A 19,690-nucleotide genomic window follows, 5' to 3' on the forward strand; every position below is an offset into this window, starting at 1 on the left:
TCTGAAAATCCTGGAGGAAACGATGGCCTATCTGCCCGCCGAGAATCGCTATGACGAGATGCTCTACAACCGGTGCGGCCGCAGCGGCCTGATGCTGCCGGCGATCTCGCTCGGGCTCTGGCACAATTTCGGCGAGGACAAGTCGGCGGCGACCGCGCGCGAGATCTGCCGCACGGCGTTCGACCTCGGCGTCACGCATTTCGACCTCGCCAACAATTACGGCCCGCCTCCCGGCTCCGCCGAGACGCTGTTCGGCGAGATCCTGCGCAACGATTTCCACGACCTGCGCGACGAGCTGGTGATCTCCACCAAGGCCGGCTACCGCATGTGGCCGGGGCCTTACGGCGAGTGGGGCAGCCGCAAATATCTGCTCTCCAGCCTCGACCAGAGCCTCAAGCGCATGGGGCTCGATTACGTCGACATCTTCTACTCCCACCGCTTCGATCCGAACACGCCGCTGGAAGAAACCATGCTGGCGCTCGATTCGGCGGTGCGGCAGGGCAAGGCGCTCTATGTGGGTCTGTCCTCCTACAACAGCCAGCGCACCCGCGAGGCGGTTGCCATCCTGCGCGAGCTCGGAACACCCTGCATCATCCACCAGCCGAGCTATTCCATGCTCAACCGTTGGGTCGAGGAGGATGGCTTGCTCGACACGCTCGCCGATCTGGGCCTCGGCTCCATCGTGTTCTCGCCGCTGGCGCAGGGCATGCTGACGACGAAATACTTAAACGGCATTCCCGACGAGAGCCGCGCCGCCCAGGGCAAGTCCCTGCGCACGAGCTTCCTCAGCGAGGACAACCTCGCGCGCATCCGTGGCCTCAACGGCATCGCCGAACGGCGCGGGCAGACGCTGGCGCAGATGGCTCTCGCCTGGGTGCTGCGCGGCGGGCGCGTGACCTCGGCGCTGATCGGCGCCAGCCGGCCCGAACAGGTCGTCGATTGCATCGGCGCGATCAAAAACCTCTCGTTCACGCCGGAGGAGCTTGCCGAAATCGACAGGTTCGCCGGCGAGGGAAACCTCAACATCTGGGCCTCCTCGGCGGAGCGGAAGGGACCTTCGCGCTGACGTCGACGATCCCAAGAGCGTTTTCGACGAAGCGGATCCGGTTCGCCGTCAAAAAATGCGACGAGCCGGACAGGAAGGCTGATTTCGCGGAAGTGAAATCAGCCTTAGACTTTCGGAGATACCCCTTCGGAGGGACTTGAGAAGCCGGTTAATAAAGAGTTAATGCTCAGCTTCATTGACCATTGTAACCCGGGTCGCGTCCATGGTTTCGAGCCTCGCCTACGACAACCGCCGGCAAGCCAGGCGCTTTTCTGCCCATCATCCGGCGCAGATCCTGCTGGGCCCGGAGGCGATGATCCCCTGCACGGTGAAGGACATCTCGACCGGGGGTGCCAGGATCGCGCTGAAGCCGCAGATGGATCTGCCCGAGACTTTCGAGCTGTTCATCGCGGCTCACGACCTGCAGGTCCGCAGGGCGCGGGTGTGCTGGCGCAAGGACGGCTATGCCGGCATCGCCTTCAGCCTTGACGAGACGGAAGCCGCGCAGGCGCTGGCGGCGCCCGAGTTGTCGCCGTTCGAGGTCTGCCTCGAGCAGGCTGCCATGCCCACCCATCTTGCGGCAGCTCCGGCCCGCAAGCGCCTCAAGATTTATCAGACCGCCTAATCTCGGCTCTAGAGTTAGCGCCGCCCGAACAGCCGCTCGATATCCGTCAGCTTGAGCTCGACGTAAGTGGGCCTGCCATGGTTGCACTGGCCCGAGAGCGGCGTCGCTTCCATCTCTCGCAGAAGCGCGTTCATCTCCTCCGGCCGCATACGCCGCCCCGCGCGGATCGAACCGTGGCAGGACATGCGGGAGAGCACGGCATCGAGCCGCTCCTCGAGCGGGTTCGAAGCGCCCTGCCCCCATTCGGCCAAGGCATCGGCCACATCCTGCACCAGCGCCTTGATGCGCCCGCTCGCGAGCGCGGACGGCACCTCGCGCACCAGCAGCGCACCATGGCCGAATGGCTCCACGACGAGGCCGAGGCTTTCAAGAGCGGAAGCCTCGGCGAGCACGCGATCCGCATCGACGGGATCGAGATCGACCACTTCCGGAATCAGCAGCAATTGCCGCCCGATGCCGGAGGCGGCGCGCTCGCGCTTCAGGCGCTCGTAGACTAGGCGCTCATGGGCCGCGTGTTGATCGACGATGACGATTCCGTCCAGCGTCTGCGCGACGATATAGGTGCCGTGCAGCTGCGCACGGGCAGCGCCGAGCGGCGCCTCATCCGTTTCCGGCTCGGCATCATGCAAGCTGGCACGGCTGTCGGCGGACGGTGCCGCAAGATCGGAGAGGCTTCCCTGCCTCTCCGCGAGGCCCGATGCATAGGATCGTTCCTGTGCATCGAGCGGCGACTGCCAATTGGCGAAGGCGCTGGTGGGACGGATCGCGTGCGTGCGGTGCGGATAGGCTGGGCGCAGCGGCATCGCGCCTTGCGGACGCAGGCTCTCGAGCGTGCGCGTGCCGCCGGTCGACGACGCGCGGAAGGCATAGCGCGTGATCGCCTCCTTCAGCGCACCGACCACGAAGCCGCGCACGAAAGCGGGATCGCGGAAACGCACTTCTGTCTTGGCGGGATGCACATTCACATCCACCGCACGCGGATCGAGATCGATCATGATGGCGAGCACCGGATGCCGGTCGGAGGCCATCACATCCGCGTAGGCGCCGCGCACCGCGCCGAGCAGCAGCTTGTCGCGCACAGGCCGCCCGTTGACGACGAAATGGATCGAGGTTCCGGTGCCGCGATGATAGGTCGGGAGACTCGCAAAGCCGGTGAGCCGCACGCCCTCGCGCTCGACGCCGATGCTCATGGCGTTCTCGTGGAACTCCGCGCCGAGCACCCGCGAGAGTCGGCGCAGGAAGCCGTGCTCGCCGCGCTCCTCCGGCGGATAGGTAAAAGCGGTGATGTGCTCGCCCGACAGGGTGAAGCGGATGGTGGGGTGCGCGATGGCAAGCCGCTTGACGATCTCCGCCACGGCTTGCGCCTCCGAGCGGTCGCTCTTCAGGAACTTCAGACGCGCCGGCGTCGCGGCAAAGAGATCGGTCACCTCGACGCGGGTGCCCTTCGGCGCAGGCGCGGGGCGCACGGGGCCTTTCACGCCCGCCTCAACGACGATGGAGGAACCGGTCTCGGCCTCCGCCGTACGGGTAACGATGGAGAGACGCGCCACCGCGCCGATGGACGGCAGGGCCTCGCCGCGAAAGCCGAGGGTGTTGATCGAAAACAGGTCGCCATCGGGCAGCTTGGAGGTGGCGTGGCGCTCGACTGCGAGTTCCAGATCCTCAGGCGTCATGCCCCGGCCGTCGTCGACGATGCGGATCAGTCGCCGCCCGCCCGCTTCCACGGCGATCTCGATGGACGTCGCGCCCGCATCGACGGCGTTCTCGACCAGTTCCTTCACGGCGGCCGCCGGACGCTCGACGACCTCGCCCGCAGCGATGCGGTCGACGAGGATGGGATCGAGGCGGCGGACATGCATGAGAACGTCGGACCTTCAGATTCGGAGAGGAGAAGATAGGGGCTGAAGGCGGCGGAAACCAGAACGCGCGACGTTATTCCCCTGCTCTCTTCCATCGTCATCCCGGACGGAGAAGCGGATCCGGGATCGGGTGCAGAATAAAGCGCGGGCACCTCGACACTGTCATCCCCGCGCAGGCGGGGATCCAGAACCACGACGTCTCAGGACGAGGCGATCCACGTCGCGCATCGTTCTGCATCGTCAGCGCTTATGGATCCCGGGCTCCGCTACGCGGCCCCGGGATGACAGTGCTTTATCCGTCCAAGCATCCCGGATCGCCTGCGCCGTCCGAAACGACACCTCGGCTCAACTCTGCTCCAGATATTCCTTCGCCAGGATCTTCGCCTCTTCCACGGCGGGCTGGTCGAACGGGTCGACGCCCATGGCGTAGCCGGCCAGGATCGTCTCCAGCATGAAATGCATGAGAAGCTCGCCGAGCGCGCGCTCGTTCAGGGTCTCGATGTGGATCTGCCGGGTCGGGCGGCTGTTCTTGGCGAATGTGTCGGCCATGGCGCGGCCCTGGGCGGCGACAAGGTCGCCGATGGTCTTGCCGGCAAAGCCCGCCTGGCCCGAGCGCTTGGCCAGGGCCGCATCCATGACAGGGCCCTTGCCGGCAACGCCGGTGGTCAGCACGGTGAAGAGCTTGTCGTTGGGGCCGGCGAGATAGAGCTGCTGCTGGCTGTGCTGGTCCACGGGCCCAATGGCGGCGACGGGCTGCGTGCCCTTGCCGTCCTTGCCCACGCTCTCGGCCCAGAGCTGCACCCACCAGCGGGTGAAGCGTTCGAGCCTGTCGGCATAGGCCATCGTCACGGCGATGCCCTTGCCGGCCTTCGCCGCCGCGATGTTGAGCGCAGCGCCCAAAGCCGCCGGCGCATCCTTGGCCGCAGCGCCGTTGCGGAAGGGCTCATAGGCATCCGCGGCGCCCTGCCGGATGGCCTGAACGTCGAGGCCGAGCGCAGCCGCCGGCAGAAGGCCCACATTGGTCAGAACCGAATAGCGCCCGCCGATGCCCGTATGGTGCTCCAGGAAGCGCACACCCTCGGGCTCCAGAAGATCGCGCAGCGCATTCTTGACCCCGTCCCTGCGCGGCTCGGAAATGCCGAGGAACAGGTCGTTGGGGTGAGAGCGCAGACCGGCCTTTTCCAGGGCGGTGAGCACCGCGATGGTCTGCATCAGGGTTTCGCCCGTGCCGCCGGATTTCGAGATCGACACGAACTTGGTCGAGGAGAGCGGCAGCTTGTGCAAGATGCGGTCGAAGGTGATGGGGTCGAGATTGTCGAGGAAGTGGATGCGCGGGCTCTCGGCGAAGCGACCGGTGCCGGGCACCGCATAATCCTTCAGCTGCGCCAGCGTCTGCCCGCCGAGACTCGACCCGCCGACGCCGAGGACGACCACATCGGTCGCATCGTTGCGCAGGAAGGCGGCCGCTTCGCGGATGCTCTCCAGATCGTCCGTGGTGCGCGGCATGTGCAGCAGCGGCAGCCGGCCCGAAGCATCGTCCTCGGCAAGCCGCTTCATGGCCTCGCCGACAAGCCCCAACGCATCGTCGACCGCCACCTGAGACAGGCCGCCTGCCCCGATATTGGCGTCAAGGGCAAGATCGATCGATTGCTGCAGGGCCATATGCGTACTCCGACTCGTTCAAAGCGGGAGCGAAAGATTAGGGCAGAGAGGCGGCGGAGGCTAGGGTTGAGAATGACATCCCCAGTCGTGCATGAGGCGTTCCAGCCATCACAGCCGCCGACGATCACACTCCCGTCGGCCGTCCCGCGATCACCGTCAACATCTGTCCATCGCCGAAGACGCGCTCGGCGGCCCTGCGGATATCGGCTTGGGTGACGGCGGCGACGAGGCCGTTGCGGCGGCCTATATAGTCTATGCCGAGACCCTCGAAGGCGATCTGCGCGAGCGTGTGGGCGATCTTGGTCGATGTGTCGAAGCCCAGCGCATAGGAGCCGATGAGGTAATCCTTGGCCTTCTGCAGCTCTTCGTCGGACGGACCTTCGCTCGTCAGCTTCGCCATCTCGTCGGCGATCACGTCGAGCGCCTCGACGACGCGCTCGTTCTTCGTCGCCGTATAGCCCCAGGTCATGGCGGCCGAGCGATAGCTCACCAGCGACGTGCCGACGCTGTAGGCGAGACCGCGCTTCTCGCGCACTTCCTGGAACAGGCGCGACGTGAAGGCGCCGCCGCCGAGGATGTGGTTGAGCACATAGGCCGGGATGAAGCTGGGATCGCGCCAGGCGAGGCCGTTCATGCCGAAGCGAATGACCGATTGCGGCACGTCGAGGTCGACCACGATGCGCGAACCGAGCTTCTGCAGCGTCGCGTGCTCGATGACGCTGAGAGGCTTCGCCTCCGGCAGGCCGCCGAACACCTTGTCGAGCAGGTTGGCGAGATTGTCGCTGCCGATGGCGCCGACGACCGCGATCTTGACGCGACCGCGGGCGATGATCGCCCGATGCATGGCGACGAGATCGTCGCGCGTGATCGCCGCCACGCTCTCGGGCGTGCCCGACGTCGGACGGCCATAAGGATGGCCGGCGAAGCCTTCCTCGAAGAAGCGGCGCGTCGCCATGACGCCGGGATCGTTCTGCTGGTATTTCAGGCCCGCGATGGTCTGCGCGCGCACGCGCTCGATGGCATCCTGATCTAAGCGCGGCTCGGCGAGCGCAAGACGCAGCAGCTCGAAAGCCTCGTCCGCATGCTTCACAAGGGTCTTCAGCGAACCGCCGAGCGCATCGTTGCCAGCGTTGAAGGAGAGCTCGATGGCGCGCGCAGCGAGACGCTCCTGGAACGCATCGGAATCGTAGTCGCCCGCGCCTTCGTCGAGCAGGCGGGCGAGCATCTGCGCCACGCCCGGCTTGTCCTCGGGATCGTGCGCGGATCCGCCTTCGAAGATGAAGGAGACGGCGATCAGCGGCACCACGTCGGATTCGACGTGCCACGCCTCGACACCGCCCGGAGATGTCAGCGCCTTCACAATCGTGGGCGACGAAGACAGGGTTTCGACAGAAGCTGTCATGGTGACCTCAGTTCTTGTGCAGGCGATCAGGAAGCCGACTTCTGCAGATAGCCCGTCACGGAACGGCGGGGGGTGAGATAGCGCTCGGCCGCGGAGGCGAGATCGTCCTTCATGACGGTCTCGATCTCGATGGGCCAGCGGCGCACTTCCTCGATGGTCTCGCCGATGGCGAGCGCCGAGCCGTAGATGCGGGCGAGCGAGGATTGGCTGTCGGTGGAATAGATCGTCTCGGCGACGAGGCGCGTCTTGGCGCGCTCGATGGAATCCGCATCCAGCGCCTCGGCGGGTGCGGTCCTGAGCACCTGATCCACCGCCTCTTCCAGGGCCTGCAGCGAGACGCCCTCGGCCGGAACCGCATAGACGCAGAATCGCGTGTCTTCCATGGCGGATGACATGTACCAGGCGCCGGCATTCACCGCGATGCCGCGCTCCATGACGAGCTTGCGGTAGAGATAGGATGTCGGCCCGCCGCCGATCACCTCGGCGAGAAGCTCGAGCGAATAGCAATCGCGCTGCGAGGCCGTGCGGCAGGACGGCACGAGATAGAGCCGCTGCAGGGTCGGCTGCTCGACCTTGGGATCGGCCACCGTGATGTGACGTGCCGCCACCGGCTCCGGCTCGCGCGGACGCTGGCGCACCGGGCGCTTGCCCTGCGGCGCGATGCGGCCGTAGGTGGCATCGGCGAGGCGGCGCACCTCATCCTCGGTCACGTCGCCGGCGACCACCAAAATGCCGTTCTCGGGCGTGTAGAAGCGACGGTAGTAGTCGAGCGCGTTGTCGCGATTCAATGTTTCGATCTCGTGCATCCAGCCGATGATCGGAATGCCGTAAGGATGATGCACGAAGAGCGAAGCCGCCATCGCCTCCGAGAGCTGTGCCGACGGATCCGTCTCGACGCGCATGCGGCGCTCTTCAAGCACCACATCGCGCTCGGGAGCGATGACGGCTTCCTCCAGCAGGAGGTTCGTCATGCGGTCGGCCTCGAACTCCATCATCGTCTTGAGATTCTCGCGCGCGACGCGCTGGAAATAGGCCGTGTAGTCGAACGAGGTGAAGGCGTTCTCCTGACCGCCGAGGCCCGAGACCACCTTCGAGAACTCGCCTGCCGGGTGCTTCTCCGTGCCCTTGAACATCAGATGCTCGAGAAAATGCGCGATGCCCGATTGCCCGAGCGGATCGTCTGCCGAACCGTTGCGATACCAGACCATGTGAGTGACGACGGGAACGCGGCGATCGGGAATGACGACGACGTCAAGACCGTTGTCGAGGGTGAAGGACGACAGGCTCGGACCGCTGCCCTCCGTTCGCCCGAAGGAGGCGGCGTCGGCGCGAAGTAGGGGCTTTGAAGCAGTGTCCATGACGTTTCAACCTTGGCGACAACAAATCATTTCGCAGGATGGCTCCTACGGGGATAGTCAAATTAGGCGGCTAGGCAAGCGGAGCAGCGCATCTTTTCCGGTATGGGTAATCCGCGCAGACAGGCGGCCCAGGCTTGGCTTTTCACAGCCCCCATAACGTTTTCAGGCGAAGCGGGTGAACCCGTTCGCCTGAAGGAATTGGGAAGAGACAAGGTCTACTGCCTGCTCTGTTGCTGGCGGAGATAGGCCGACGGGCTGTCGGGATCGCCCATCGGGGCCGGATCGGAGGAAGCCTTGAGGCGGCGCCCGCCCTGGGCCTTGAGCAGATCGCCCGGAGGGTCGCTGAGATAGCGGCGGTCGAGGCCGTTGCCCTGCAGCTCCGGCTTCTCATCCTTGGAAAAGGCGCGCAGCTCGTCGGGCGACATGCGGCTGATTTCGGCCTGACGGTCGACCTTGGTCGGGGCGGTCGTCACGATGTTGTTCGGGTTGCGGCCGGCACGCATTTCCTCGATGGAGAGGCGATGGCCTTCGGTATTCTTGTAGAGCTCGGAGCTGGTATAGGGCGTGCGGGCCTCTGCTGCGGCCTTGCGCCGGGCGGCCACGTCCGGATCCTTGGGCCAGTTGCCGTTGCGTGCCTCGGCGCCGCCGCCCGCGGCCGGAGCCGGCAGGTCCATCTTGGGCGGAAGGACGAGCGGAGCACGCTCATTGTAGGTGATGGGAGCCTTTTCCTTGGGAATGATGCCGATGGCGCCGAGGATGCTCTTAACCGCTTCGCCTTCCTGCGCCGATGCGCCGGTGGCGGCGACCATAAGCGCCAAGGCCCCCGCATGGCCTATGATTCTCATTCCCTTCATGGCACCCACCATTCGTTTCTCATTGTGGCCGGAAGGCCTGATCGCTCATTCTGGCGAACATATGGCAGCAGGCGCCATAAAATATCGTTATTTTGCCCGCCGCCCTTCCAGGACGAAGGAGTCATAGAGCAAACCGACCACCCCCGCAACGATAGCGGCATCGGCCACATTGAAGACGTACCAGGACCAAGAGCCTATGTGGAACTGGATGAAATCGAACACGGCGCCATAGGCCAGCCGGTCGATCACATTGCCGACGGCCCCGCCCACGATCAGGCCGAGTGAGACCGCCAGAAGCTTGGCATTGGTGCGGCGGATCCAGACCGACAGGCCGATGGCGGCGAGGATCGAGATGACGATCAACCCCCAGCGCCCGAGCTCGGAATTCTGCTGGAACAGGCCATAGGAAATGCCCCGGTTCCAGACCACGATGAGGTTGATGAAGGGGGCGAACTCCACCGGCTCCTTCACCGGCAGGTCGTAGACGAACAACGTGTAGAGCTTCGTGACCTGATCGAGGACGAGGGTGATCAAGGCCGTGGAGAAGCCCAGGATCGCAGCCATGGAGAAGCCCTTCGCGGCAGGACGTGCCCTGCCCCTCGCGCCGCGCGGCCGGCTCGCGGCACGCGGGCGCTGCGCCGCTGCATCGGTCAGCGGTGCGCCGGTTTCGTCTGGCTTGCTCATTCGGCGGCCGCCCTGAGCTGATCCCATTCGCGCAGCGCCGCCGCGTCGCGGGGCGTCACGTCCGGGTAGTCGGGGTCGGCGCCGACATCAGGCGTCACCTTCCAGGAGCGAGCGCATTTACGCCCCGTCGCCAGAGCTGGCACGACCGCCACGCCCTTCACATCGTCGAGACGGAAGGCATCGGCCGGGCCCTCGCCCTGCACCACCCGGATGCCGGAGGTGATGCAGATCTCGGCGAGGTCGAGACCGTCGACGGCCTTGAACAGGCTCTCGTCGGCGATGTGCACCACAGGCGCGGCCTCCAGGCTCGCACCGATGCGCTTTTGCGCACGCTCGATCTCGAGCGCGCCGGTGACGACACGGCGCACGCGGCGCACCTTCGCCCAGCGCTCGGCCAGCGCCGCGTCGCGCCATTCCGACGGCACTTGCGGGAAGGTTTCGAGGTGCACGGACTCGGCCTCCGGATAGCGCGCGAGCCAGGCTTCCTCCGCCGTGAAGGCGAGGATCGGAGCGATCCAAGTCGCCACACAGCGGAAGACCTGATCGATCACGGTGAGCGCGCTCTTGCGCACCTTGCCCGAGATCGGGTCGCAATAGAGCGCGTCCTTGCGGATGTCGAAATAGAAGGCCGACAGGTCCGTGGTCATGAACGAGTTCAGAAGCGCGATCACCCGCTTGTAGTCGAAGGTGCTGTAAGCCTCGCGCATCTCGCCGTCGAGCTCGGCGAGGCGATGGAGAACGAAGCGCTCGAGCTCCGGCATCTCGCTCACCGCAACCTTGTCGACTTCGCGGAAATGCGCGAGCGAGCCCAGCATCCAGCGGATCGTGTTGCGTAGCTTGCGATAGGTCTCGACGAAGGTCTTCAGAATTTCCGGGCCGATGCGCAGATCGTCGGAGTAGTCGGAGGCCGCCACCCACAGGCGCAGGATGTCGGCGCCGGAATCCTGGATCACCTTCTGCGGCGCGACCACGTTGCCGAGCGACTTCGACATCTTCTGGCCCTTCTCGTCGAGGACGAAGCCGTGGGTCAGGACGATGTCGTAAGGCGCGCGGCCGCGTGTGCCGCAGCTCTCGAGCAGCGACGAGTGGAACCAGCCGCGATGCTGGTCCGAGCCCTCGAGGTACATGACCTGATCAGGCCCACCATCCACCTTGCGCTTCACCTTCAGGTCCTCGCGCTTCTCGAGCGCGAAGGCGTGAGTGCAGCCGGAATCGAACCACACGTCGAGGATGTCGTTGATCTTGTCGAAATCGTTCAGGTCGTAGCCGCTGGCCTTCAGGAAACGCGATCCGTCATCCGCATACCATGCATCCGCGCCCTCCTTCTCGAAGGCGTCGGCGATGGCGTCGTTGACGCGTTCGTCCTTGAGGATCTCGTTGGTGCCCTTCTTCACGAAGACGGCGATCGGCACGCCCCAGGCGCGCTGGCGCGAGACCACCCAGTCGGGGCGGTTCTCGATCATGCCGGTGATGCGGTTCTCACCGGTCTCCGGCACCCACTCGACGGTCTTGATGCCATGGAGCGCGCGCTGACGGAGGGTGTCACCCTTGTCGTCGAGCGGCTTGTCCATGGAGATGAACCATTGCGGCGTGTTGCGGAAGATCAGCGGACCCTTCGAGCGCCACGAATGCGGATATTGGTGCTTCAGGCGCCCGCGCGCGATGAGCGCGCCGACCTCGACGAGCTTCCTGATCACCGCCTCGTTGGCGCCCGCATCCTTGCCCTTGTCGTCATAGATGCGCTCGCCCGCGAAGAACGGCACGTCGGGGAAATACGATGAGTCAGGCGAGACCGTATGCGGCACCTCTTTGGTGCCGCAGGCGGCGAACACGTCGCGGTGCTTCACGTAGGTGTTGTAGTCGTCCGCGCCATGGCCGGGAGCGGTGTGCACGAAGCCCGTGCCCGCATCGTCGGTCACGTAATCGGCGGGCAGCACCGGCACGCCGAAATCCCAATAGCCGTTGGCGCCCTCGAGCCCGCGGAACGGATGCGCGCAGCGCTCGAGCATCACCGGCAGCACGTCCTTCACGCGCTCGTACTCGGCGACGCGCGCCGCCGCGAACACGTCGGCCGCGAGCTTGTCGGCAAGAACGAACCGGTCGCCCACCTTGGCCCAGTTGTCTTCGGCGGCCTCCGTAACCTCATAGAGGCCGTAGGCGATGTTTTCGCCATAGGCGATGGCGCGGTTGGCCGGGATCGTCCAAGGCGTCGTCGTCCAGATGACCACCGACGCGCCGTCGAGATCGCCGTCCAGCGTGTTGGTGATCTTGAACTTCACCCAGATCGTGGGCGAGGTCTTCTCGTGATATTCGACCTCCGCTTCGGCGAGCGCGGTCTTCTCGACCGACGACCACATGACCGGCTTCGAGCCGCGATAGAGCTGGTCGCTCACGGCGAACTTCATGATCTCGCGGGCGATCTGCGCTTCCGCGTCGTAGGACATGGTCTGGTACGGGTTCGTCCAGTCGCCCTCGACGCCGAGGCGCTTGAACTCCTCGCGCTGCACGTCGATCCACTTCTCGGCGAAGGCGCGGCACTCGCGGCGGAACTCGACGATGTTCACATCGTCCTTGTTCTTGCCCTTGGCGCGATATTCCTCCTCGATCTTCCACTCGATCGGCAGGCCGTGGCAGTCCCAGCCCGGCACGTAGTTGGAATCGAAGCCGAGCATGCCCTGCGAGCGGACGACCATGTCCTTCAGGATTTTGTTGAGCGCATGGCCGATATGGATGTTGCCGTTGGCATAGGGAGGGCCGTCGTGCAGCACGAAGCGCGGACGGCCCTTCTGGACCTCGCGCAGGCGTTCGTAGAGTTGGTTCTCGTTCCAGCGCTGCAGGAGCTGCGGCTCGCGCTGCGGCAGGCCGGCCCGCATGGGGAACTCGGTCTGGGGTAGGAACAGGGTTTCGGAATAGTCGCGGGCGGCGCTCTCAAGCTTATCGGTCATCACGGTCAATCGGTCTTGTGTGGCCCGCAAGTCAGGCGGGCGCATCGGCTTCTGTCAGGGGCGAACGGCTAGGATCCCGGACCTTCGCAGGTCATGCGAAAGCCGGGCCGATAATTCGCGCAGCGCCTATGCGGGCCGCCGGCAGATCCTGAGAAACCATGGGCATGAGGAGCCTTTTAGCAGCGCATGGCCGGATAATAAAGCACAGACGCGAGAGAGTTTTGCGGGCCCGGGACCTCTGCGGCCCGGCGGAACCATTGCCGGGATCAGGCTTTGCCCGGATGCCCGAACAGGGCGCGACCTTTCACCATGGAGCCCCCCTTGTCCGAAGCCGATCGCCTGCCGCCCCCCTCGCCCGTCCGCTACGATCCCTCGGTCGAGACGCTCCATCCGCAGGAGGCGGAGATCGGGGCGAGCATCCTCGATTCCATGCGCAAGGTCCGGGAGAAGACGTTTGAGGATTACGGCCACGCCGTGCGCAGCGTCCACGCCAAGAGCCACGGCGTTCTCAAAGGCAAGCTCCATGTCCCCCCTGGCCTGCCGCCGGTTCTGGCCCAGGGGCTCTTCGCGAGGCCAGGCACGTATCCGGTCGTCATGAGGCTCTCCACGACGCCCGGCGACATTCTCGACGACAGCATTTCCACCCCGCGCGGCGTGTCGATCAAGGTCTCCGACGTCGAAGGTGAGCGCCTGCCCGGCTCGGAGGGCGCCACGACCCAGGATTTCGTGCTGGTGAACGGGCCTGCCTTCCAGTCGAGCCCCAAAACCTTCGCGCAGAACCTGAAGCTTCTCGAAAAGACCACCGACCGGCTCGATCGCACCAAGAAGGTCGTCTCGACGGTCTCCCGCGGCCTGGAGAGCCTGATAGAGGCCTTCGGCGGAGAGAGCGCGAAGCTGAAGGCGCTGGGCGGGCACCCGGAAACGCATATCCTTGGCGAGACCTTCTTTTCCCAGGCTCCCATCCGCTATGGCGATTACATCGCGAAGGTCTCGGTCGCTCCGGTGAGCTTGGAGTTGAAGGAGCTCAAGGACGCGCCCCTCGACCTGAAGGGCAAGCCCGACGGCATCCGCGAGGCGGTGGTCGATTTCTTTCACCGGCACGGGGGCGAATGGGAGATCCGGGTCCAGCTCTGCACCGATCTCGAAACCATGCCGGTAGAGGATGCCTCCGTCTTGTGGCCTGAGGAGGAGAGTCCCTATATTTCCGTGGGTCGCATCACGATTGCGCCTCAGGAGGCATGGAGCGAGGACAAAGTTGCCGCCATCGACGAAGGCCTGTCCTTCAGTCCCTGGCATGGCCTTGCCGCGCATCGACCCCTGGGCGTGATCATGCGTCTGCGCCGGAAGGCTTACGAGGCTTCCGCCGCGTTCAGAGCGGCCCATAACGGGCACGTGATCGAGGAGCCGAAGACGCTGGATGCGATTCCGGTGTAGAGGTTCCTCAAACATTTAAGAGGAAGACCCATGGCCCCCTCCCCCGTGGACGACAAGCGGCGCTCGAAAGCCGGTTTCGACCTCAACCCGCCAAGCCCCGAGCAACTGCACGCCCTCGTCGCCAATCTCGACGACGAGGAGCGCCGCGTACTGCTCGAGCACGGCACGGAGCGGCCGTTCTGCGGCATCTTCAACGAGGCCAAGGAGAAGGGCACCTATTGCTGCCGCCTCTGCGGGCTGCCCCTGTTCAATGCGGGCACCAAGTTCGAGTCCGGCACCGGCTGGCCGAGCTTCTTCGACCCCATCGACCGCGATCATATCGCCTTCGTGCGCGACACCAGCTACGGCATGGTGCGCATTGAGATCCGCTGCGCCCGCTGCGATGGCCATCTCGGCCATGTGTTCAACGACGGCCCGCCCCCGACCGGCGAGCGCTACTGCATGAACTCCGTCTCCCTGCGCTTCGTCGCCGAGGGCGATCCGCTGCCGGACGAGTTGGGACGAGGGGCGCCGGAGGGTGAAGCGGTAGGCTGAAGCCGCACCATGGACGCCAAGAGACCCGAGACGGGCAGCAGGGAGGAAGCGGACTTTTACGACCGCCTGCCCGTCTTCGATCATTTTTCCCAGCTGACCGATCCCGAGCTCTACATGCCCGCTCCGGACGATTGGGTGCTGGGCTTGAGCGACATCGTGCGCTCGACCGCCGCCATCGCCGAAGGGCGTTATAAGGAGGTCAACACGGCGGCGGCCTCCGTCATCGCGGCCGTTTCCAACACGCTCGGCACGAGCGAGTTTCCCTTCGTGTTCGGCGGGGATGGGGCGAGCTTCGCCCTGCCGGCCTCGCAATCCGATGTGGCGCGGGAGGTCCTCGCGGCGGTAGCGGCCTGGGTGCGGGACTCGTTCGACTTCGAGCTGCGCGTTGCGCTCATTCCGGTCTCCGAGATCCGGGCGCAGGGCCACGATGTGCGCATCGCCCGCTTCGCCGCCTCGCCGGACGTGTCCTACGCCATGTTCTCCGGCGGCGGCCTCGCCTATGCAGAGCGGCGGATGAAGGAAGGCGCCTTCGCCATCCCGCCGGCGCCGCCGGGGACCCTGCCCGACCTCTCCGGCCTCACCTGCCGCTTCGACGAAATCACGCCGCAGCGAGGGGTCATTCTGTCCCTGATCATCCTGCCCAACGCCGAAGCCAACTCAGAGGCCTTCAACGCCCTCGTCAACCAGGTTCTGGCCCTGGCTGAAGGTCATGAAGCCGGGCGCCCCGTCCCTGATGACGGGCCGCCCGTGCCCTCGCCGTTCAAGGGCTTCGCCATCGAGGCCAAGACCGTCCGGAAGAACGGGCCGGGTCTCGGTAGGCTCGCGGAGATGGCGTTCATGCGCGTCGTCGCCTTCCTGGTCTTCCGGTTCGGCCTGACGGTCGGCCGGTTCGATCCGGCCCGCTACCGGCACCAGCTCGTCCAGAACACCGACTTCCGCAAATTCGACGATGGCCTGCGCATGACGCTCGACTGCACTCCCGCCCTCGCCGACCGGCTGGAGGCGCTGGTGCAGGACGCTGAGCAGAAAGGGATCGCGCGCTCCGGACTGCACCGGCAGGACGCCGCCCTCATGACCTGCTTCGTGCCCTCGCCCACCCGGGCCGACCACATCCATTTCGTCGACGGCGCCATGGGCGGCTACGCCATGGCCGCACGGGCGCTGAAGCCGGTGGCGTGAAAAGGGTGTCATCCCGGACGAGCGAAGCGAGATCCGGGATCGTCTTCAGGACGAGGCGCCGAAACCTCAGCACTGTCATCCCCGTGAAGGCGGGGATCTATAAACACGGCATTTGGGGGAAAGACGCAGCAGCCCCCGCCTTTCTAATTCTACATCGGCGGTGGTTATGGATCCCGGGCTCCGCTGCGCGGCCCCGGAATGACAGCGCTTTATTCTAAAAGCGACCCCGGATCTTCGCTGCGCTTCGTCCGGGATGACACCTGAGGGGATCAGCCGATCATCGAAACCGTCTTATCTTCGGCAAGCATCCTCTTCGCCTTGACCGAGTCTCGATCCATCTGCGCGATCAGTGCCTCGACGCTGTCGAAGCGTTCCTCGCCGCGGATCCAGCCGATGAATTCCACATCCAATGTCTGCCCGTAGAGATCGCCGGCGAAGTCGAAGAGATGCACTTCGAGCAGCGGCGCGCCGTTGTCGAAGGTGGGCCGCCGGCCGAAATTCGCGACGCCGTCGACCGGCCTGCCGCCCACGGACGCCCTGACCGCGTAGATGCCGTGCCGGAGACGGCAATCGCTGGCTAAGCGCATATTGGCCGTGGGATAGCCGAGCACCCGGCCGCGCTTGTCGCCATGGCGGACTTCCGCCTGCACGAACCAGCGAAAGCCGAGAAGCCGGTTGGCCGCGGCGATGTCGCCCGCCTCCAGGGCCGACCGGATCGCGCTCGAAGACACCGGCTCCGTTCCCTCGACGATGGCCGGCGCAACGAGGCAGTCGAGCCCCCGCTCGCGGCAGAGCTCGGCCATGCGGGCCGGATTGCCCTCGCGGCTGCGGCCGAAATGGAAGTCGTGGCCGATCACCACGCCGGAGAGGCGCAGATCATGTGCCAGCAGGTCCACGAAGCCGGCAGCCGTCAGCGCGGCGAGGCTGCCGTTGAACCGGCGCTGGAAAACGCCCGCAAGCCCAAGCCGCGAGAAGATCTTGAGCTTGACGGGCTCCGGCGTGAGGCGGAACAGCGGCCTGTCGGGCTGGAAGAAGGTGCGCGGATGCGGCTCGAACGTGACGACGGCGGCCGGACGGCCCGAGTCCAGTGTCATCTTGAGAAGATGCTGATGCCCGCGATGCACGCCGTCGAAATTGCCGATGGCGGCGAGCGCTCCCTCGAGGCTCTCGGGCACGGGCTCGCCATCGCGGCAGATCGCGAACGGTGGGTGCATCGTGGGAGAAACCTCGGGACTCATCTTTGCGGATAGGGTGCGGGCGGGACCCTGTCGAAATCCGACCCCTGGGTCAAGGGAGGCGGCGTCAGCGACCCGCTCCAACATCATTCTCGGGCGACGACAACAGCCTCTCACGTCATGGCCGGCCTTGTGCCGGCCATCCCGACTCGAAGAGCGCCGCGCCTCTCGCATCGGGATCACCGGCACGAGGCCGGTGATGACACGAGGGGGTCTAGCCACGCCCTACCAGGACAGCACTTCCGTAAAAGCCGTCGGCCGGACCGGCTGACGGTCGACCCAATCCTGCACGTTGTCCGAGACGAGATCGCCCTTGTGCAGACCCAGCTCCTCGGAATGGATGCCGCGTGCGATCATCAGGGAATCGATGCCGTAGCCCGCGGCGCCGGCGATATCGGTACGGATCGCATCGCCGACGGCGAGCACCCTGTCCTTCGGGATCGGATGGCCTGCGATGTCGGCGGCTACCGCAAGCGCCCTGTCATAGACCGGGGCATGCGGCTTTCCCGCATAGAGAACCTCGCCGCCCATCTCCTCGTAGGCGAGACCGATAGTGCCGGCGCAGGGCAGGATCATGTGGCCGCGCTCGACGATGAGGTCGGGATTGGCGCAGACCATCAGGAGATTGCGCCGGCGCATGGCCTCGAGCCGCGCCCGGTAATTCTCGACGGTCTCGTTCTCGTCGTCGTCGAAGCCGGAGCAGACCACGTAATCGGCCTCGTCAATCGAGCCGAAGCGCACGTCGAGCCCATCGTAGATCGGCATGTCGCGGGGCGGGCCGATGTGATGGACGATCTGCCGGATGCGCTCCTCGATGGCGAGCCGGGTCAGGTCGCCGGAGGTGACGATGGCATCATAGGCCGAGCGCGGCACACCGAAACCGTCGAGCTGCGTTCCGACCGAAGCGCCGGGGCGCGGCGCGTTGGAGACGAGGACCACCTGCCCGCCCTTGGCGCGGAAGCGGGTCAGGGTGTCGCTTGCCGCCTCATAGGCTTTGACGCCGTTGTGCAGCACGCCCCAGACGTCGCAGAGGACAAGATCGTAGCGTTCGGCGAGAGATTGCAGGCCCTCGACGTGAACGGGGCGGGACAAAGCGGTCATGGGTTCTCACTTTTTTGAACCCGGGCGGGTAGGCCCTTGCGCTCCTTAAGTCAACCGGCGCGGCGCAGCCGCATCGGTTCCTCGTCCAGGCTGAAGGGCTGCGGCAGCTCGCCGAAAATCTCCGGCCTGACAGGGCGCGGAGCGGCGAAGACGAAGCCCTGCGCGAGCGGCACGCCGAGATCGCAGAGGGCCGGCACCATCTCGTCGCGATCGACCCGTTCGGCGATCAGCCGAATGCCCTGACGCCGCAGGGTCGAGGCAAAGTCGCGCACGTCGAGTTCCGGACCGGCATAACGCCCGTCCGCCCGCTCGGCGGCCTCGATCATGAGATCGGCGGGCAGCTTCATGAAGCGCAGGCCGAGATCCGCCAGCGCCTCGGCGTCGAAGCGCAGATCGGCGGCGCGGTCGAGGGAGAACGGCACGCCCCGCTCGCGCAGGGCCGCAAGGGCCGCCCGGTGATCGGCATCGAGATGCCGCCAGCTGTGCTGGGGAAGCTCCAGGACGATCTTGCCGAGAATGTCCGGATCGGCATCGATCAGGCCTGCGAGCGACCACAGGAAGCCTGGCTCGGCGATGGATTGAGCGGTGAGGTTCACGCCGACGATGGCCTCGCTGCCCCGCTCCACGAGATGGCGCGCCAGCGCCATGGCGCGGGTCACGATCCGCCGGTCGAAAGCCGATGCGCGGCCCGCACATTCAAGGATGTGCAGGAACTCCGAGGGCCCGAGCAGGGTCCCGTCCGCGAGACGCAGCCGGGCCAGGGCCTCGTAGAAGCGGATCTTGGTGTGCGGCAGCGAGACGATGGGTTGGAGATGCAGTTCGATCCGGTCGGCCTCGAAGGCCTGGAGAACGAGACGCACGCAGCCGGCCTCCTCGGCCGAGGGCCGGCGCATCGACGGCAGCAGGGACGGCTCGGGAAAGCGTGCCGGCGGCACCTGGTGCACAAGGGCGAGCCTCGGTCCAAACACCGTCGAAGCGCCGGTCCCGACGCCATCCTGTTCCCCGGCGGTCCTGGCGAGGTCCCGCAGGAGGCTAGCCGGTCCCTCCGCCCGCACGGGCTTGCGCAGGATCAGCGGAGTCGCCTGGTTCGCTGCCGTCCCGGGCAGCTGCGCTGAGAGGATCTGCCGCCCCGCTTCCGACTGCCGCCACAGGACGGCAAGACCGAAGACGACGGTCAAAGACAGCAAGCCGAGCAACGGCATGACGAGGCCGGCATCGATTGGAAGATAGGTCGGTGCGGCCGCCGTCAGGACGGCCGGTGCGAAGGCGAACAATGTCGCCTTCCTGTCTCTCGAGACTGGAATCTTGTTGTTGGTCGTCACCATGGGTGCCCCCGCTCCCCCTGGCTCGGCGAATATGCGCGAATCAGTTTGTTAACAGACATTGAATCAGCGCGAATCGCCCTGCAAGTTTCGCATTCCCGCAATGGACATTTTCTCGCCGTCCGGCGTTCCCCGGCCACAGCTTCGGCCCGTGCTCCCTTGAACGGAAAGGCATTTTCGATGGAAGAACCCCGTAAGGACCTGCTGATGCAGGTCGATGGCATGACCTGCGACGGCTGCGTCGCCTCGGTCACCAAGGCGATCCGGCGCCTGGATCCCGCCGCCACGGTCGAGGTGGACCTGGAACACGGACGCGTTCATGTCACCACCTGCGCCCAGAGCGTCGAGGTGGCCCAGGTGCTGGATGCCGCCGGCTACGAGGCCCGCGCGATGACCGGCTAGCGCATCGTGCAAAAAGTTCTTTTGCGACCACGGATAAGCGCTGCTAGGG

16 protein-coding genes are annotated in these 19,690 nt (G+C 65.7%); 6 read left to right on the forward strand and 10 right to left on the reverse strand.

Annotation, left to right across the window (positions count from 1 at the left end; all coding sequences use genetic code 11):
- Positions 1-22 precede the first annotated feature (22 nt).
- Together mgrA and BB934_RS06745 are read left to right on the forward strand one after the other, a co-directional pair.
- The gene (gene mgrA / locus BB934_RS06740; RefSeq protein WP_099508947.1) at positions 23-1,066 is read left to right on the forward strand and encodes an L-glyceraldehyde 3-phosphate reductase; all 1,044 of its coding nucleotides are present in this window, start codon (positions 23-25) and stop codon (positions 1,064-1,066) included.
- Positions 1,067-1,268: 202 nt separating this feature from the next.
- Complete coding sequence (locus BB934_RS06745) at positions 1,269-1,670, forward strand: PilZ domain-containing protein (RefSeq protein WP_157934066.1); 402 nt, start codon at positions 1,269-1,271, stop codon at positions 1,668-1,670.
- A gap of 14 nt (positions 1,671-1,684) precedes the next feature.
- Here the strand turns inward: BB934_RS06745 and mutL are convergent, their stop codons facing one another.
- The 7 genes from mutL to ileS all read right to left on the reverse strand — a co-directional run bounded on the left by mutL (position 1,685) and on the right by ileS (position 12,434).
- Positions 1,685-3,529, reverse strand: coding sequence for a DNA mismatch repair endonuclease MutL (gene mutL / locus BB934_RS06750; protein WP_099508949.1), 1,845 nt, complete (start codon positions 3,527-3,529; stop codon positions 1,685-1,687).
- Positions 3,530-3,874: 345 nt separating this feature from the next.
- Positions 3,875-5,191, reverse strand: a complete 1,317-nt coding sequence (locus BB934_RS06755; RefSeq protein WP_099508950.1) for a glucose-6-phosphate isomerase — start codon at positions 5,189-5,191, stop codon at positions 3,875-3,877.
- Between the two features lie 124 nt (positions 5,192-5,315).
- Entirely contained in the window at positions 5,316-6,593 is a 1,278-nt protein-coding gene (locus tag BB934_RS06760) for a M16 family metallopeptidase (RefSeq protein ID WP_099508951.1), read from the reverse strand.
- 26 nt (positions 6,594-6,619) lie between these two features.
- Complete coding sequence (locus tag BB934_RS06765; RefSeq protein WP_099508952.1) at positions 6,620-7,951, reverse strand: M16 family metallopeptidase; 1,332 nt, start codon at positions 7,949-7,951, stop codon at positions 6,620-6,622.
- 215 nt (positions 7,952-8,166) lie between these two features.
- The gene (locus BB934_RS06770) at positions 8,167-8,805 is read right to left on the reverse strand and encodes a hypothetical protein (RefSeq protein WP_157934067.1); all 639 of its coding nucleotides are present in this window, start codon (positions 8,803-8,805) and stop codon (positions 8,167-8,169) included.
- A gap of 87 nt (positions 8,806-8,892) precedes the next feature.
- Complete coding sequence (gene lspA, locus BB934_RS06775; RefSeq protein WP_099512668.1) at positions 8,893-9,369, reverse strand: signal peptidase II; 477 nt, start codon at positions 9,367-9,369, stop codon at positions 8,893-8,895.
- Between the two features lie 116 nt (positions 9,370-9,485).
- The gene (ileS, locus tag BB934_RS06780; protein ID WP_099512669.1) at positions 9,486-12,434 is read right to left on the reverse strand and encodes an isoleucine--tRNA ligase; all 2,949 of its coding nucleotides are present in this window, start codon (positions 12,432-12,434) and stop codon (positions 9,486-9,488) included.
- 339 nt (positions 12,435-12,773) lie between these two features.
- On the opposite strand from ileS, the gene BB934_RS06785 reads away from it, so the two are divergent.
- The 3 genes from BB934_RS06785 to BB934_RS06795 are packed head-to-tail and all read left to right on the forward strand — an operon-like array spanning position 12,774 to position 15,581.
- A complete protein-coding gene (locus BB934_RS06785) occupies positions 12,774-13,868 on the forward strand; it encodes a catalase family protein (RefSeq protein WP_099512670.1) in 1,095 nt (364 codons plus the stop codon).
- A gap of 30 nt (positions 13,869-13,898) precedes the next feature.
- Complete coding sequence (gene msrB / locus BB934_RS06790) at positions 13,899-14,402, forward strand: peptide-methionine (R)-S-oxide reductase MsrB (RefSeq protein WP_099508954.1); 504 nt, start codon at positions 13,899-13,901, stop codon at positions 14,400-14,402.
- Positions 14,403-14,411: 9 nt separating this feature from the next.
- Positions 14,412-15,581 carry a DUF3095 domain-containing protein gene (locus tag BB934_RS06795; RefSeq protein WP_099508955.1) on the forward strand — a complete coding sequence of 390 codons (1,170 nt, stop codon included), beginning with the start codon at positions 14,412-14,414 and terminating at the stop codon, positions 15,579-15,581.
- A 269-nt stretch (positions 15,582-15,850) separates the two neighbouring features.
- Here BB934_RS06795 and BB934_RS06800 read toward each other — a convergent pair whose 3' ends face one another.
- The 3 genes from BB934_RS06800 to BB934_RS06810 all read right to left on the reverse strand — a co-directional run bounded on the left by BB934_RS06800 (position 15,851) and on the right by BB934_RS06810 (position 19,242).
- On the reverse strand, positions 15,851-16,795 hold the full coding sequence (locus BB934_RS06800) for a bifunctional riboflavin kinase/FAD synthetase (protein ID WP_173909430.1): 945 nt from the start codon (positions 16,793-16,795) through the stop codon (positions 15,851-15,853).
- A 246-nt stretch (positions 16,796-17,041) separates the two neighbouring features.
- Positions 17,042-17,917, reverse strand: coding sequence for a TIGR01459 family HAD-type hydrolase (locus tag BB934_RS06805; protein WP_099508957.1), 876 nt, complete (start codon positions 17,915-17,917; stop codon positions 17,042-17,044).
- 50 nt (positions 17,918-17,967) lie between these two features.
- Complete coding sequence (locus BB934_RS06810; RefSeq protein WP_099508958.1) at positions 17,968-19,242, reverse strand: EAL domain-containing protein; 1,275 nt, start codon at positions 19,240-19,242, stop codon at positions 17,968-17,970.
- 177 nt (positions 19,243-19,419) lie between these two features.
- Between BB934_RS06810 and BB934_RS06815 the strand changes: the two genes are divergently transcribed.
- Positions 19,420-19,641, forward strand: a complete 222-nt coding sequence (locus BB934_RS06815) for a heavy-metal-associated domain-containing protein (protein ID WP_099508959.1) — start codon at positions 19,420-19,422, stop codon at positions 19,639-19,641.
- Positions 19,642-19,690 lie beyond the last annotated feature (49 nt).

This window comes from Microvirga ossetica (assembly GCF_002741015.1).
GTDB classification, from domain to species: Bacteria; Pseudomonadota; Alphaproteobacteria; order Rhizobiales; family Beijerinckiaceae; genus Microvirga; species Microvirga ossetica.